General features: G+C 59.9%; 14 protein-coding genes. 7 read left to right on the top strand and 7 right to left on the bottom strand.

All coding sequences use genetic code 11. The features are described from left to right. The first annotated feature begins 50 nt into the window (after positions 1-50). The gene (locus tag ACR3FC_RS09455) at positions 51-281 is read left to right on the top strand and encodes a DUF2798 domain-containing protein (RefSeq protein ID WP_480474477.1); all 231 of its coding nucleotides are present in this window, start codon (positions 51-53) and stop codon (positions 279-281) included. A gap of 43 nt (positions 282-324) precedes the next feature. Here ACR3FC_RS09455 and polA read toward each other — a convergent pair whose 3' ends face one another. Both polA and ACR3FC_RS09445 read right to left on the bottom strand, forming a co-directional pair. Continuing rightward, complete coding sequence (gene polA / locus ACR3FC_RS09450; RefSeq protein WP_480474476.1) at positions 325-3,126, bottom strand: DNA polymerase I; 2,802 nt, start codon at positions 3,124-3,126, stop codon at positions 325-327. A 126-nt stretch (positions 3,127-3,252) separates the two neighbouring features. After that, on the bottom strand, positions 3,253-3,432 hold the full coding sequence (locus ACR3FC_RS09445) for a zinc-finger domain-containing protein (RefSeq protein WP_480476870.1): 180 nt from the start codon (positions 3,430-3,432) through the stop codon (positions 3,253-3,255). Positions 3,433-3,519: 87 nt separating this feature from the next. On the opposite strand from ACR3FC_RS09445, the gene ACR3FC_RS09440 reads away from it, so the two are divergent. After that, positions 3,520-4,512 carry an ABC transporter ATP-binding protein gene (locus ACR3FC_RS09440; protein WP_480476868.1) on the top strand — a complete coding sequence of 331 codons (993 nt, stop codon included), beginning with the start codon at positions 3,520-3,522 and terminating at the stop codon, positions 4,510-4,512. Here ACR3FC_RS09440 and ACR3FC_RS09435 read toward each other — a convergent pair. Further along, positions 4,509-4,973 (bottom strand): DUF1203 domain-containing protein, encoded by a 465-nt coding sequence (locus ACR3FC_RS09435; RefSeq protein WP_480474475.1) that lies wholly within the window; start codon positions 4,971-4,973, stop codon positions 4,509-4,511. The two genes, ACR3FC_RS09440 and ACR3FC_RS09435, sit on opposite strands and share 4 nt — an antisense overlap. A 110-nt stretch (positions 4,974-5,083) precedes the next feature. Between ACR3FC_RS09435 and ACR3FC_RS09430 the strand changes: the two genes are divergently transcribed. The 3 genes from ACR3FC_RS09430 to ACR3FC_RS09420 all read left to right on the top strand — a co-directional run bounded on the left by ACR3FC_RS09430 (position 5,084) and on the right by ACR3FC_RS09420 (position 9,556). After that, complete coding sequence (locus ACR3FC_RS09430) at positions 5,084-8,002, top strand: error-prone DNA polymerase (RefSeq protein WP_480474474.1); 2,919 nt, start codon at positions 5,084-5,086, stop codon at positions 8,000-8,002. A 48-nt stretch (positions 8,003-8,050) separates the two neighbouring features. Beyond that, entirely contained in the window at positions 8,051-8,464 is a 414-nt protein-coding gene (locus ACR3FC_RS09425) for a group III truncated hemoglobin (protein ID WP_480474472.1), read from the top strand. Positions 8,465-8,617: 153 nt separating this feature from the next. Further along, the gene (locus ACR3FC_RS09420) at positions 8,618-9,556 is read left to right on the top strand and encodes a DMT family transporter (RefSeq protein ID WP_480474471.1); all 939 of its coding nucleotides are present in this window, start codon (positions 8,618-8,620) and stop codon (positions 9,554-9,556) included. 59 nt (positions 9,557-9,615) lie between these two features. On the opposite strand, the gene ACR3FC_RS09415 is transcribed toward ACR3FC_RS09420, so the two are convergent. After that, the gene (locus ACR3FC_RS09415) at positions 9,616-10,728 is read right to left on the bottom strand and encodes an S-(hydroxymethyl)glutathione dehydrogenase/class III alcohol dehydrogenase (protein WP_267364409.1); all 1,113 of its coding nucleotides are present in this window, start codon (positions 10,726-10,728) and stop codon (positions 9,616-9,618) included. Between the two features lie 130 nt (positions 10,729-10,858). Here ACR3FC_RS09415 and ACR3FC_RS09410 point away from each other — a divergent pair, with 130 nt between their 5' ends. Further along, entirely contained in the window at positions 10,859-11,149 is a 291-nt protein-coding gene (locus ACR3FC_RS09410) for an I78 family peptidase inhibitor (protein WP_480474470.1), read from the top strand. A 66-nt stretch (positions 11,150-11,215) separates the two neighbouring features. After that, positions 11,216-12,868 (top strand): DUF6504 family protein, encoded by a 1,653-nt coding sequence (locus ACR3FC_RS09405; RefSeq protein ID WP_480474469.1) that lies wholly within the window; start codon positions 11,216-11,218, stop codon positions 12,866-12,868. A gap of 82 nt (positions 12,869-12,950) precedes the next feature. Here the strand turns inward: ACR3FC_RS09405 and ACR3FC_RS09400 are convergent, their stop codons facing one another. From ACR3FC_RS09400 to ACR3FC_RS09390, 3 genes are all read right to left on the bottom strand, one after another. Continuing rightward, positions 12,951-13,175, bottom strand: a complete 225-nt coding sequence (locus ACR3FC_RS09400) for a hypothetical protein (RefSeq protein WP_480474468.1) — start codon at positions 13,173-13,175, stop codon at positions 12,951-12,953. 263 nt (positions 13,176-13,438) lie between these two features. Next, positions 13,439-13,891 (bottom strand): SRPBCC family protein, encoded by a 453-nt coding sequence (locus ACR3FC_RS09395; protein WP_480474467.1) that lies wholly within the window; start codon positions 13,889-13,891, stop codon positions 13,439-13,441. A 99-nt stretch (positions 13,892-13,990) separates the two neighbouring features. Next, entirely contained in the window at positions 13,991-14,803 is an 813-nt protein-coding gene (locus ACR3FC_RS09390) for an XdhC family protein (RefSeq protein ID WP_480474466.1), read from the bottom strand. Positions 14,804-14,811 lie beyond the last annotated feature (8 nt).

Below are 14,811 nucleotides of genomic sequence, written 5' to 3'. Positions count from 1 at the left end.
TCATTCAAATACCGCACATCAGCGGCATTGTGACCATTAGGATGCCTGCCATGATACCAGCCCGCTATGCCCGTGCCGTTTTCAGCCTGATCATGTCCGGCCTCATGTCCTTGATTGTAACAGGGATCGCGACGGTCAAAGCGATTGGGTTTAACCCTGGCACAGTTGGCGACTGGATGGCGTCCTGGGCTTTTTGCTGGCCCATCGCCTTCACCGTAATCCTGCTGTTTGGCCCGTCTGTGCAACGAATGGTGAACCGCATGGTCAGGCCACAGGGCTGACCCGCTGCTAGGACAGCCCGCCGAGACCTGATGAACAACGCCGCTAGTGCGCCTCGGCCCAGTTCGCACCCTTCCCGGCATCCACGACCAGCTTCACATCCAGCTTGACCGCAGGGTCCGAGGCGCCCTCCATCACGTCACGGGCCACGTCGATCACCTGATCCACCGCATCTTCGGCCACCTCGAACAACAACTCGTCGTGAACCTGCAACAGCATCCTGGCAGGCAATCCGGCGATCGCGTCCGGCATTCGCACCATCGCGCGCCGGATCACATCCGCTGCCGTACCTTGAATTGGTGCATTGATCGCCGCGCGGCGCGAGAACCCGGCATGTGGCCCCTTGGCATTGATCTCGGGCGTGTGGATCTTGCGCCCGAACAGGGTTTGCACATAGCCGTGCTCTTTCGCGAATTCGACTGTGTCGTCCATATAGCGGCGAATGCCTGGGAAACGTTCGAAATAACGATCAATAAAGCCCTGCGCCTCGGCCCGTGGAATACGCAGGTTCCGGGCCAGTCCAAAACCCGAAATGCCGTAGATCACACCGAAGTTGATTGCCTTTGCCTGACGGCGGATATCAGGCGTCATCTCACCCAACGGCACATCAAACATTTCGGACGCAGTCATGGCGTGAATATCCAGCCCGTCCGAAAACGCCTGTTTCAGAGCCGAAATATCAGCAATATGGGCCAGAATCCGCAACTCGATCTGGCTGTAGTCGAGGCTGACCATCACATTTCCCGGCTCGGCGATGAAAGCCTCACGAATACGCCGCCCTTCTTCTGTCCGCACCGGAATGTTTTGCAGGTTCGGATCGGTCGAGGCCAGACGCCCCGTGTTCGCTCCGGTGATCGAATAAGACGTATGCACCCGGCCTGTGTCGGGGTTGATATGGGTCTGTAGCGCATCGGTATAGGTCGATTTCAGCTTGCTCAGCTGCCGCCAGTCCAGAACACGGCGCGGCAACTCGTGTTCGGTTGCGAGGTCTTCCAGAATATCTGCCCCGGTCGAGTATTTCCCGGTCTTGCCTTTCTTCCCGCCTTCCAGACCCATCTTGTCGAACAGGATTTCGCCCAGCTGAGCGGGTGATCCGACATTAAAGCTTCCCCCGGCCAACTCGTGAATTTCAGCCTCTAACCCGGCCATTTTCTGGGCAAATGCGTTGGACATCCGGCTCAGGACATCTCGGTCGACCTTGATGCCATGCATCTCCATCTCGGCCAGCACCGGCACAAGCGGCCGTTCCAGCGTCTCATAGACCGTTGTCACCTGCGCCCGATGCAATTGCGGTTTGAACAGCTGCCACAAACGCAGGGTGATGTCCGCATCTTCGGCGGCATAGGCCGTGGCCTCGTCAATCGCGACCTTGTCGAAGGTGATTGCCGACTTCCCCGACCCCAGCAGCGGTTTGATCGGGATCGGTGTGTGGCTCAGATAACGTTCGGACAGAGTGTCCATCCCATGCCCATGCTCACCGCCATGCATGGCGTAGGACATCAGCATCGTATCGTCGAGGGGTGCCAAGTCGATGCCATGCCGCCTGAAGATCTTGGCATCATACTTCATGTTCTGCCCGATCTTGAGGACCGACGGATCCTCGAGCATCGGTTTCAAAAGCCTCAGGGCTTCTTCCAATGGCATCTGCCCCTCGGCCAAAGCATCCGACCCAAACAGATCATCCGCTGATCCATCGCGGTGGGTCAACGGGATGTAACAGGCTTCTCCGGCCTCGACACACAGCGAAATACCCACCAGACCGGCAATCATCTCGTTCAGGCCCGTGGTCTCTGTGTCTACAGCAACCCAACCACGCTCATAGGCCTGGTCAATCCACTTTTGCAGGGCCGCTGCATCACGCACGCATTCGTATTTCGAACTGTCAAACGGGATCACCTCGGCCTCGACCTCTTCCACCGCTGGCGCAGGGGCGTCGGCAATCACCGGAGCCTCAACCCCCAGCTTGTCAGCGATACGCTTGGTGAGGGTGCGGAACTCCATCTCGGCCAGAAACGCCAACAGCGTGTCTGCATCGGGGTCCCTCACCTCAAGGTCATCCAAGGTGAAATCCAGCGGAGTATTCTCATCCAGTTGAACCAGTTTCTTCGAAAGCTCGATCTGGTCTCGCATTTCGATCAGGGTCTGGCGGCGTTTGGGCTGCTTGATCTCATCTGCCCGGTCCAGCAGGGTTTCCAGGTCGCCGAATTCATTGATCAGCAAGGCCGCCGTCTTGACCCCGATCCCCGGCGCGCCAGGAACATTGTCGACGCTATCACCAGCCAACGCCTGAACATCGACCACACGTTCCGGTCCGACCCCGAACTTCTCGACCACGCCATCCCGGTCAATGCGTTTGTTCTTCATCGCATCCAGCATTTCGACGCCGTCACCGACCAACTGCATCAAGTCCTTGTCGGAACTCACGATGGTCACGCGGCCACCGGCATCCCGTGCCTGAACAGCAAGGGTCGCGATGATGTCGTCAGCCTCATAGCCCTCCATCTCCTTGCAGGCGATGTTGAACGCTTTCGTCGCCTCACGGGTCAGTGGCATCTGTGGGCGCAGGTCCTCGGGCATCGCCTCGCGGTTGGCTTTGTAGAGGTCGTAAAGATCGTTCCGGAAGGTATGGGAGCCCTTATCAAAGATCACCGCCACATGGGTCGGCGCATCTGGCCCCGTATTTCCCTCGACATATTTCTGCAGCATGTTGCAAAAGCCCGAAACAGCCCCAATTGGCAACCCATCCGACTTGCGGGTCAGTGGCGGCAGCGCATGATAGGCCCGGAAAATAAAGGCCGATCCATCGATCAGATGCAGGTGACACCCTTTTCCGAAATTCGTGGTCATTTCGCGCCCTCTCTGATCACTTGCGAAAACACTAATGCCACGGGCGCAACGATAGAGCCACCCGCACCGCGGCCGCAATCTTCATCTTTTCATAAATACTCAATGCCCGCACCGGGCAACACGGGCTCAGGCGTCAGTCTGATGCCCGGCCAGAACATATTTGCAGTCGCAATAGGGGCACTCGACCCAGCCCGTGTCTTCGGGGATCTGCAGCCACACGCGCGGATGACCCAACGCACCTTCGCCGCCATCACAGGCAACACGGGCGGTTTCGACGATCTTGGTTTCCGGCGCTTCGATGGTCACGGCTGGCGATCCTTCTTCGGTTGTCGGCCTCGCGGGCATGTATTAGGTGCGTTTATGAGCGATGATCAAACCGGGGGCAAGTGCCACATGTATGACGCGGCAATCAGGATCGAAGGGCTGCGCAAAACCTATCGCGGTGGCAAGGGTCAGCCCGAGAAACATGCGCTGAATGGCATTGACCTGACCGTCCCGCGCGGCTCGGTTTTTGGTCTGCTGGGTCCGAACGGTGCAGGAAAATCGACCCTGATCAACATCCTGGCTGGTCTGGTGGTGAAATCGGCGGGCCGCGTAGCGATCTGGGGCTTCGATCAGGATCAGAATCCACGCCAGTCACGATCGGCCATTGGTGTGATGCCGCAAGAGCTGAACCTCGACCCGTTTTTCACCCCGCGCGGCGCGCTTGAGGTTCAGGCCGGCCTCTATGGCGTTCCGAAGTCCGAGCGGCGCAGTGATCAGATTCTGGAACTGGTCGGTCTCAGCGACAAGGCCGAGGCCTATGCCCGCACTCTTTCGGGCGGTATGCGGCGGCGGTTGCTGCTGGCCAAGGCACTGGTGCATCACCCGAAAATCCTTGTGCTTGATGAACCCACAGCGGGTGTGGATATCGAACTGCGCCAGATGCTCTGGGCCAATGTGCGCAAGCTGAACGAACAGGGCATGACCATCATCCTGACCACCCACTACCTGGAAGAAGCGCAGGAGATGTGCGACGAGATCGCCATTATCAACCACGGTGAAAAGGTCGCGCAGGACAGCACCGCCAACCTGCTGGGCCGCATGGACAGCCGCACCATGGTGATTGTGCCCGACAGCCCGATCACTGATCTGCCTGCGTCAGAAGGCGTCGAGGCAGCTCTCCGCGATGATGGCAGCCTTGTCCTGCAATACCGAAACATCCAGACCAGCGCCGAACAGGTTCTGGAATCGGTGCGCGCCGCGAATATCCGCATCCGCGACGTCCGCACCGAAGAGGCCGATCTTGAGGATGTATTCCTTGCCCTGACCTCGTCCCGTACCGAAGATCATCCGGCGGATGATCAGGATCAGCCACGCCGGGGCATCCACCGCGTCAAGCTTTAAGCCCGGTCTATTCGCGCCTGATAGCAGTTATTCCGCGCAGATCGCACGTGAATATAGGCAACGTCGGATCGGGAAAAGATATCCCTGACTTTTGTGCCGATCTGATCCGTCGGCGTGATCGCCCCGGTGCCATAGACGATCCTGTCATCCGTACCGTAGCCCTTGATCAGATAGTCGGGCGAGGTGGTCAGAATTTCGGGCAGCGCGTCTTCTTCGTACCGATCACATGGTGTTGCGCACAGAAAGATCGGGCCGGTTTCTGCATAGGGATGTGTCTTTGAAAAAGGTCGATGTGCCAATATCAGCATCTCATCGCCCTCGGGGATATGTCGCAGGCAGTGGCGGCACGGGTTACCTGCACCCGTCGAAACAGCACGTTCCGGCGTTGAACCATATGCATCCGCGCCACCTGTCTGAAGGGCGCGTACATCGTTGGTGGGCAAAGCGGTGATTTTGAACATCTCGGATCTCATTTTTTGCTGACCATGCCCGTGCGGCCGGACCCAATCGACCCGTTTCCTGCGCAAAGGACTCGAAAAAGAACAAAACGTGAATATAATGTGGAATCGCCATGTATGCCGAGCTGTCGATCACGTCGAATTTTACCTTCCTCACCGGGGCGTCGCACCCCGAGGAGTATATGGAGCGTGCCGTCACCCTGGGCCTACCCGCCATTGCGATTGCCGATGACAACTCGGTCGCCGGGATCGTCCGCGCCCACACTCAGGCGCGCGAGATCGCCCGCAAGGTCCGCGAACGGCTGGCGTGGGAGGCGCAGAATACCTCAATCGGTCCACCCTGCCCCGATCATATCCCCAAGCCGCCCTCCTATCCCATCGACGCGGTTCCCCGCCTGATCCCGGCGGCGCGGCTGATCTTCACCGATGCGCCCACTGTCACCGCCTTACCCCTGAACCGACAGGGCTGGGCCAACCTGTGCCGCATCCTGTCCAGGGGTCGCCTGCGCGCCGAGAAAGGTGATTGCATCCTGCACCTGTCTGACCTGCTCGAATTTTCCGATGGCCTCCACCTGCTACTGTGGCCACAGGCGGCGGGCTCTCCAGGCGGCGCGGGCGCGTGGCGGACACAGGCGCAGCAGCTGACGCGCCGCTTTGCCGGGCGGATGCATCTGTTGATGCGCCCTCGGTATGATGGCGCCGATGGTTCGTATTTCTCTTTATTAGAGATTGAGGCAAAACAGCTTGGCATCCTCACGCTCGCCAGCGCAACACCGCTGATGCACCACGGCACCCGCCGCAAACTGGGCGATGTGCTGACCGCCATCCGCCTGCGCCGCAAAGTGGACGCATTGGGCCGGGACGCTTTGGCCAATGGTGAACAGCGCCTGCGCTCCGAGGCCGAGATGCTACGCATCTTCAAGGGTCATGAAGGTGCCGTTGCCCGCGCCCATGTGCTCAGCGAAGAGTTGAAGTTCTCGCTGGGTGAGCTGCGTTATGAATACCCCAGCGAGGGCAGCGAACAGGAAACCCCGACCCAGCGCCTGCACCGTCTGGCGCATGAGGGGCTGAAATGGCGCTATCCCGCCGGGGCGTCCGAAAAGGCGAAAAAAATGCTGGCGCATGAGCTGACGCTGATCGGCAAGCTGAAATACGAACCCTACTTCCTGACCGTCCGCGATATCGTCCATTTCGCCCGTTCGCGCAGCATCCTGTGCCAGGGGCGCGGGTCAGCGGCCAATTCGGTCGTCTGCTTTTGCCTCGGCATCACCGAGGTCAGCCCCGAGATGGGCACCATGGTGTTTGAACGCTTCGTCTCCGAGGCGCGCGATGAACCGCCAGACATAGATGTCGATTTCGAACACGAACGCCGTGAAGAGGTGATCCAGCACATCTATGACCGCTATGGCCGCGAACGCGCGGGCCTCTGCGCCACTGTCGTGCATTATCGCGGCAAACGCGCCATCCGCGAGGTTGGACGCGCCATGGGCCTGACCGAAGATACAATCTCGGCGCTTTCCTCACAGCTTTGGGGTTTTTTCTCGGCCTCGGGGCTTGAGGCGCAACGGATGCGCGAAATTGGCCTCGACCCCGAAGATCGGCGCCTGAAACAGACTCTAATGCTGGTTTATGAGATCGACGGCTTTCCCCGCCACCTCTCGCAGCATGTGGGAGGATTTATCATCACCGAGGGTCGGCTGGATGAGCTTGTCCCCATCGAAAACGCCACGATGGAGGGTCGCACGGTCATCTGCTGGGACAAGGACGATATCGACAGTCTTGGCATCCTCAAGGTCGATGTCCTCAGCCTCGGGATGCTCACCTGCATCCGCAAGGCGTTTGACCTGATCGGCCAGCACCACCAGACCAGCTATACCCTTGCCACCCTGCCACCCGAGGATCCGGCAGTCTATGACATGCTCTGCAAGGCGGACAGCATCGGCGTGTTTCAGGTGGAATCACGTGCACAGATGAACTTCCTGCCGCGGATGCGGCCGCGTAATTTCTATGATCTGGTGATCGAGGTTGCCATCATCCGCCCCGGCCCCATTCAGGGCGACATGGTCCACCCCTATATCCGCCGCCGTAATGGCGAGGAGGAGGTCTGCTTCCCCTCGGACGCGCTGGGCGAGGTATTGGGCAAAACGCTGGGTGTGCCGTTGTTTCAGGAACAGGCGATGCAGATCGCCATTGTCGGCGCGGGCTTCACCCCGGAACAGGCCGATCGGCTGCGGCGGTCGCTGGCAACCTTCAAGAAACATGGCAATGTCAGCGAATTCCGCGCGCTCTTTTTGCGCGGGATGAAACGCAACGGGTATGAACAGGATTTCGCGGAACGTTGCTTTTCCCAGATCGAAGGCTTCGGCTCGTACGGTTTCCCGGAAAGCCACGCGGCCAGTTTTGCGCTGCTGGTCTATGCCTCTGCCTGGATCAAATGCCACCATCCGGGCATCTTCGCCTGCGCCCTGCTGAACTCGCAGCCGATGGGGTTCTACGCGCCGGCGCAAATCGTGCGGGATGCGCGCGAACATGGGGTGCAGGTGCGCCCGGTCTGCATCAATGCCAGCTTTTGGGACAATGTGATGGAGCCTGATGGCCATGGCGGTCTGGCGCTGCGGCTGGGCTTTCGCCAGATCAAGGGCCTGAGCGAGGAAGACGCCAGCTGGCTGACCGCCGCACGCGGCAATGGCTACACCCAGGTCGACGATGTCTGGCGCCGCGCAGGCCTTGGGCCGTCGGTGATCGAACGGCTGGCCGAGGCTGATGCCTTCGCCGCCTGCGACCTGACCCGGCGCGAGGCGCTCTGGCAGGCCAAGGCAATTGCCACCGCCAAACCTCTGCCACTGTTCTCGCAGGACTTGGAGGGCGAGGCGCTGGATGAACCCAAGGCTTACCTGCCACAGATGACGCTGGGCGAGCAGGTGGTCGAAGATTACGTCGCCACCCGCCTCAGCCTGCGGGCGCACCCGGTGGCCCTGCTGCGGCATCTGCTGACGCCGGATGGGCGCGACAAAACCACCTCTGTTCCGTAACGCCGGAACACCCTATCTGCCGAAAACAGAGTTGAAATTCAGGCTGTCATGACCAGACCCATCCTTCCCCCGCGCTTTCCCGCGACGCCCGAGCAGATCAACGCGCAAGTTCGCGCCTTTTATGCCCGTGTCCGGCAAGACGCGGTTCTTGGGCCCGTATTCGCAAACCACGTCACCGACTGGCCCGCGCATGAGGACAAGATCGCCGCCTTCTGGCGCAATGCCATCCTGTATGAGCGCTGTTATGACGGTAATCCGCAACGGGTCCATATCGAACGGCCCGATGTGAAACCGGAATTCTTTGCCCATTGGCTGGATCTGTTCGAAGAGGTCGCCACCCGGACCCTGCCCGCGGAAACGGCCACCCCATGGGTCGCCTTGGCCCGCCGCATCGGTGTCGGTATGAAGGCAGGTGTTCAATCCGCACGACAGCCCAAAGATGCGCCGCCGATCCTGCGATGATCCCAGATCATGGTGGTTTTGACATGTTAGCGGTAAAATAAGGGCTATTCGTGCCCTCAGAATAGGGTTAAGCAGCAATAAAGACAGCCGGGAACCCTGCCTGCGCTGCCACGATGTATCGTCACCACACCAACATAGGCCGAGGCCGGATCGATGAGCGCTCAAAACAACACCCTTCGGGGGCTTGGCTATGCATTTCTGGGATTTGCCGTCTTTGCCAGCCACGATGCGCTGATCAAGGTGCTGGGCGGCACCTATTCAGTGATGCAGATCATCTTTTTTGCCACGCTGTTTTCTTTCGTTCCAATGGCGGTCACGATCCTGACCGACCGAACGACGGGAAACTTTCTGCCGCATCACCCATGGCTGGTATTGCTGCGCTCGGGCCTGATGGTTACAGCCATGTCCTGCGCATTTTACGCGTTTTCGGTTCTGCCACTGGCCGAGGTCTATTCCCTGCTGTTTTCTTTCCCGCTGATCGTCACGGTACTGTCGATCCCGATACTGGGTGAAGTGGTCCGCGTCCAGCGCTGGGCTGCGGTTGGCGTCGGCCTAATTGGCGTCCTGATCGTTCTGCGCCCCGGTGCAACGGATATCACACTAGGCCATATGGCCGCCCTGATGGCCGCCTTTTGCAGCGCCTTCGCCTCGGTCCTTGTGCGCAAGATCGGGAATGAGGAACGCTCGGCCGTGCTGATCCTCTATCCGATGCTATTGGCCATCGTTGTGATGAGCCTTGCCCAACCGGCTGTATATCAGCCGCCTTCCCTGCTGCACCTGGCGATGATGGCGCTGGTCGGGGTGTTCTCGGTCATCGCCCAACACCTGATCATTCTGGCCTACCGCGCCGCGCCCGCCGGTGTCGTCGCCCCCAGCCAGTACAGCCAGATCATCTGGGCGACGCTGTTTGGCATGATCTTCTTCGACGAGCGCCCTGACATCTGGGTCGCCGTCGGGGCTAGCATCATCATCGCGTCCGGCGTCTATGTTGTGTGGCGAGAAAGCCGGGCCAACACCACCTCGGCCAATACCCCTGTTCTGCGGGTTCGTTCACCCCGGGCGGACACAGGGGCAACACGGCCTGGAAAGTAGGTCCAACAAAAACGGCGCGCCGATCAGCGCGCCGTTTTCTAGAACTTTGGTGTTTACTCTTAGTAGATAACCACCGAGCGAATGCTTTCGCCCTTATGCATCAGGTCGAAGCCGTGGTTGATGTCGTCCAGACCCATGGTGTGGGTGATCATCGGGTCGATCTCGATCTTGCCTTCCATGTACCAGTCGACGATCTTGGGCACGTCCGTGCGCCCACGCGCACCACCAAATGCGGTACCGCGCCACGAACGGCCGGTGACCAGCTGGAATGGCCGGGTCGAAATTTCGGCCCCTGCAGGTGCCACGCCAATGATGATCGACTCACCCCAGCCCTTATGCGCCGATTCAAGTGCTGCACGCATCACGCCGACATTGCCTGTGGCGTCAAACGTATAATCCGCACCGCCCTTGGTCAGGTTGACGAGATACGGCACCAGATCGCCTTCAACCTCTGACGGGTTCACGAAGTCGGTCATGCCGAACCTGGTGGCCATTTCCACCTTGGAGGGATTCAGGTCGACGCCGACGATCTGGTCTGCTCCGGCCAGACGCAGGCCCTGAATGACGTTCAGGCCGATACCGCCCAGACCAAACACGATTGCACGGCTGCCGATTTCCACCTTGGCCGTGTTGATGACCGCGCCGATACCGGTTGTGACACCACAGCCGATATAGCAGATCTTGTCGAACGGCGCATCCTCGCGCACCTTGGCCAGCGCGATTTCAGGCAGAACCGTGTGGTTCGAGAAGGTCGAGCAGCCCATGTAATGCAGGATCGGATCGCCATCCAAGGTCGAGAAACGAGAGGTGCCATCGGGCATCAGACCCTTGCCCTGTGTTTCCCGGATCGCCTGACACAGGTTGGTCTTGGGGTGCAGACAGTATTCACACTCGCGACATTCGGGGGTGTAAAGCGGGATCACATGATCGCCCGGCTTCAGGCTGGTCACTCCTGGGCCGACCTCGACCACCACGCCTGCGCCTTCATGGCCCAGAATGGCCGGAAACAAGCCTTCGGGGTCGGCACCCGACAGAGTGAATTCGTCGGTATGACAGATGCCGGTGGCCTTGATCTCGACCAGAACCTCGCCCGCCTTGGGGCCTTCGAGGTTTACATCCATCACTTCCAAAGGTTTGCCTGCCTGAATGGCGACGGCGGCACGGGTACGCATGCTACTTATCTCCCTGTCACTTTTGCCCCGACCCTGCGTCAATTACAGGGTGTTTTCAACCGTGCTTTCATGGCAGGTTGGCTAATTAATTGATATTGCAGAAACGACATTGCCAGAATGAGGAACGCCAATGCATCGATTTTTCCCGATCCTGATCTTTCTGGCGGCCTGCGCTGAGACCCCGCCCGCGCCCGAAGACGCTTTGCTGCCACCGGAACCTGCCCCGGTCGATCTGGCCTTTTGTCAGGGCGAAGATTTTTCGGATACCGTTGGCCAGCCTGTTTCAACCATTCAGGCAAACCTGCCCGCGCGGTCGCGCGTGCTGGGGCCGGATGACATCGCCACGCAGGATTACCGCATCGACCGGCTAAACGTATACGTGAATGGTGACGGGATCATCCAGCGGCTGACCTGCGGATAAGGGCGGACTCGACTCAGGCATCGATTCTCACTTAAGAACAAAGTAAGAACGTTATGATGCTTGAAAATGCCCAAACGCCGAATACTTTCGCTATGGTTCCCCCGTCTGGGGGCTGAACGGCTGATCCGCGCTGCGCGGGGGCTGCATACCGGACCTTTGGCCATCGTGGCCGAGCAGTCGAACATGCAGGTTATTACCTCGGTGAATGCCGATGCGCAGGCTGCCGGGCTGCGTATCGGCCAGCCGGTGCGGGATGCTCATGCCATGTGTGCCAACCTGATCACGCGCCACCGTAACGCCCCGGCCGAAGCCGCGTTCCTGGCCGCATTGCGTCGCTGGGCGGGAAAGTTCAGCCCATGGGTGGCCGAAGAGGCCCCGGACGGGCTGATCGTCGATCTGTCAGGTTGCACCCATCTGTTTGGCGGAGAGGAGGCGTTGCTGAACGTTCTTGAAACCGACTGCGCGGATATGGGCCTCAGCGTACAGATGGGCATCGCCGACACGCTGGGCGCAGCCTGGGCTTTGGCGCGCTATGCGGGGCAAGCGGCCACATCCGACCGCAATGGCGACGCCATCAGTCAGGAGGCCCGTGCCACCCGCGCCCGGGCGGGCAAACGGCGGCACTGGACCAAAGGCGGCACCGCGCCGCAAGTGAGGGCCCTGGGCGGAGGCGCGCGGATCGCACCGCCGGGGCAATCTTATGGCGCACTCAGCCCCCTGCCCATCGCCGCGCTGCGGTTGGACGATCAGGTTGTCGTGCAGCTGAACCGTCTGGGCCTGCGCCGCATCGGCGATCTGCTGGGCCAACCCCGCGCCAGCCTTGCGCGGAGGTTTGGGCGCGGGCTGGTTCTGCGGTTGGATCAGGCCATGGGCAGCGCGCCCGAGCCTGTCTCGCCCGCCCGCCCGCCGCATCACTTCGCGGTCCGGATGACCCTGCCCAACCCGATTGGTCTGGTTGAGGATGTCATGGCTGCGGTTGATCGGGTTCTGCCAACGCTTTGCACCAAGCTGGAAGAAAAGGGGCGCGGTGCCCGCACCCTGCGGCTGGAGGCGCACCGTGCCGATCAGGCGGCTGAGGTTATCGAGGTCGGTCTGGCCCGCCCAACTTACGATAAACACCGCATTCGCCCTTTGTTAGAGATGAAAATCGACAAGATCGACGCAGGCTACGGCATCGACATGCTGCGGCTTGAGGCGGTGCAGACGGAACCCATCCACGCCCGTACCGTGGCCGGCCATGCCGAAGCCCGCCGTGTGGCCCGCAACCGGCTGGCGGGCAATACCGCCGTGGATGACCTGATCGGCAAGCTGGGCGCGCGGGTGGGGCTTGAGGCGATCACCCGGCGCCATCCGGCGGCCTCGCACATCCCTGAGAAAACGGCGCAAACGCTGGCGGCGGCATGGTCGGAACCTGCCCGCGACTGGCCTGTGCCGCCACGCCCGCGCCCCCTGCTGATGTGGCAGCCTGAGCCGGTAATGGCCCCGGAAACCCCCGACGTGCCCAGCGCCTTTCGCTGGCGCGGACGTAACTGGCAGCTGGCGCAGGCCACCGGCCCGGAACGGATCGCACCGGAATGGTGGCTAGATGACCCGAACTGGCGCAGCGGCGTGCGGGACTACTGGGTTGTGGTGACACAGCAGGGCGAGCGGTTGTGGCTGTTTTACGGCCATGGCGGAACCATGTCTGCAGGCTGGTTCTGTCACGGGCAGTTTGGTTAGGGTCTATTTCCCTCAGTAAATCTACAGATCCGGCGAGCGGCATTGCCGTTTGTAAACAGCCAATCCCGTCCAGACCTTGCCATCAGAAGAAAATGAACTCGTCCACCGGTATCTGCACCAACCTTCTGGTTGCGCCTGCCATGTTTACACTTGAACCGTCCGGCGTTGCAGCGTCCTGACGGCCTCCGTCTTCAATTTTCAAACGGGCGCGCTCAATCTCGCCCCACAAGAAAAAAAGACCGTCCCGTTTGCCTACAAGACCGGCAGGTATCGTGGTCCGCAAAACACGAGTTTTTGCCTGTGACATCTGCTCTCTTACTGCCTCCGGTGTTTTCCACCTTTTACAGAAAATCTACCGGTTATTTCGGGGAAAGCCAATTTTTTATGGGCAGAACCCGATTTTCAACCCTCCGTTGACAGGCGTGTTGGCAGCTCTCGCTGAAGAGTGTTGTCTTGACTGAGTATTTGCAGACACCGCCGATTGCCGCTCCTTCGGTTGGCGGCGGGTTTCACCGCCTTGTCGACAGTGGTCCCTGCTTTGATAACCTCTCGGCTATGGAACGCCCCGGATCATGCAGCCGACTGCTCTGACACGATCTCTCCGAACCGCGTAAAAAACTTTGCCGACAACTTCTTGGCGGTTCCTGCAATCAACCGACTGCCGAGCTGAGCAATCTTGCCACCAACATCAACCTTCGCCGTGTATTTCAGCACGGTTTCGTCCCCTTCTTCGGTCAACGATACGTCTGCGCCGCCCTTGGCAAATCCAGCCGCCCCGCCCTTGCCTTCACCCATCAAGGAAAACCCATTTGGTGCATTGGCCGTGTCCAATGTGACCTCACCTGCAAAGCGCGCTTTGACCGGGCCTATTTTCAGAACAACTTTCGCCTCAAGCTCGGTTGGTGATTTCTGCGTCAGTTCCTCACATCCCGGGATGCATTCCATCAATATGTCGGGATCGTTAAGCGCGCGGTAAACGACGTCCCGTGGCGCTGCGATACGGATTTCATCAGTCAGTTCCATTCAGGTCTTTCCTTTGTTCAACAACATCTTCGGAATACGCACGTTGCAACCTTGGCTATCCTTTGTTCCAGCCACGCAGGCCACATGCGGTAAAGGCGTTCAAGCAAGCTTTTCATCATGCGACACCTTTGCTGCCTTTTCACCATTCCGCCACATCACGATCTCAGCCAAAATCGACAGGGCGATCTCATGCGGGTCTATGGCATATATGTCCAAGCCCGCCGGAGATTTCAGGCGCTCAACCTTCAAAGGGTCCAATCCCTGGGCGATAAGCTTTGCAGTCAGGGCAGCTGCCTTGCGGCGACTGGCCACCATCGACACGCGTGCCGCGTCGGTTTCCAATGCCGCCTTCAAAGCGGACGCATCGCTGCGCCCCTGCGCAGCCACCACGACATAGTCCCGCGGCTCCACGCCCAACACATCGACCTGTTCCAAGGCGAACCGCACATGGTTTCCAGCAATATCAAGCCCATCCTCGACAACCGTACGAAACCCCGCCAAAGATCCATGCGCCGCCAGAGCTTTGGCAATCAACCCCTCGCCGAAAATCACCAGCCGGGGCGCGTGTTGATAGGGCTCGACCAATAGATCAACGGTACCGCCGGACGGGCACCCACTTTTGAATGTTTGTACACCATCGGGATCCGTCATGTTCACCACCTTTTCCGAAGGTTTGACACGGATTATCTGCGGCATTCCGGACGCCCAAGCCTGTTGCGCCGCTGCCCGGACCGCGCGTTGCACACAAGCCCCACCAAGATGACCCAGAATTTCACCCGCCTGGGTAACCGCCGCCTTCCCCCCAGCTTTGGCCGAGGTCGCATCCGCCGTGCGCAAAACCGTCGCCACACAAAAGGCCTCTCCGGTTCCGCGCAGCTGATCGATGGTGTCAAAAATGTCGAAATTCGCCAAGGTCAGAC

This window comes from Ruegeria sp. AF3 (assembly GCF_056536285.1).
Note: the sequence above shows the minus strand (reverse complement) of the source record. Positions and strands in the feature narration are given on the sequence as shown.

Excerpts from the sequence above, each read along its gene's own strand:
- ACR3FC_RS09455 (WP_480474477.1), top strand. The coding sequence starts at position 51 with ATGATACCAGCCCGCTATGCCCGTGCCGTTTTCAGCCTGATCATGTCC.
- polA (WP_480474476.1), bottom strand. The coding sequence starts at position 3,126 with ATGACCACGAATTTCGGAAAAGGGTGTCACCTGCATCTGATCGATGGA.
- ACR3FC_RS09440 (WP_480476868.1), top strand. The coding sequence starts at position 3,520 with ATGTATGACGCGGCAATCAGGATCGAAGGGCTGCGCAAAACCTATCGC.
- ACR3FC_RS09435 (WP_480474475.1), bottom strand. The coding sequence starts at position 4,973 with ATGTTCAAAATCACCGCTTTGCCCACCAACGATGTACGCGCCCTTCAG.
- ACR3FC_RS09430 (WP_480474474.1), top strand. The coding sequence starts at position 5,084 with ATGTATGCCGAGCTGTCGATCACGTCGAATTTTACCTTCCTCACCGGG.
- ACR3FC_RS09425 (WP_480474472.1), top strand. The coding sequence starts at position 8,051 with ATGACCAGACCCATCCTTCCCCCGCGCTTTCCCGCGACGCCCGAGCAG.
- ACR3FC_RS09420 (WP_480474471.1), top strand. The coding sequence starts at position 8,618 with ATGAGCGCTCAAAACAACACCCTTCGGGGGCTTGGCTATGCATTTCTG.
- ACR3FC_RS09415 (WP_267364409.1), bottom strand. The coding sequence starts at position 10,728 with ATGCGTACCCGTGCCGCCGTCGCCATTCAGGCAGGCAAACCTTTGGAA.
- ACR3FC_RS09410 (WP_480474470.1), top strand. The coding sequence starts at position 10,859 with ATGCATCGATTTTTCCCGATCCTGATCTTTCTGGCGGCCTGCGCTGAG.
- ACR3FC_RS09405 (WP_480474469.1), top strand. The coding sequence starts at position 11,216 with ATGCCCAAACGCCGAATACTTTCGCTATGGTTCCCCCGTCTGGGGGCT.
- ACR3FC_RS09400 (WP_480474468.1), bottom strand. The coding sequence starts at position 13,175 with ATGTCACAGGCAAAAACTCGTGTTTTGCGGACCACGATACCTGCCGGT.
- ACR3FC_RS09395 (WP_480474467.1), bottom strand. The coding sequence starts at position 13,891 with ATGGAACTGACTGATGAAATCCGTATCGCAGCGCCACGGGACGTCGTT.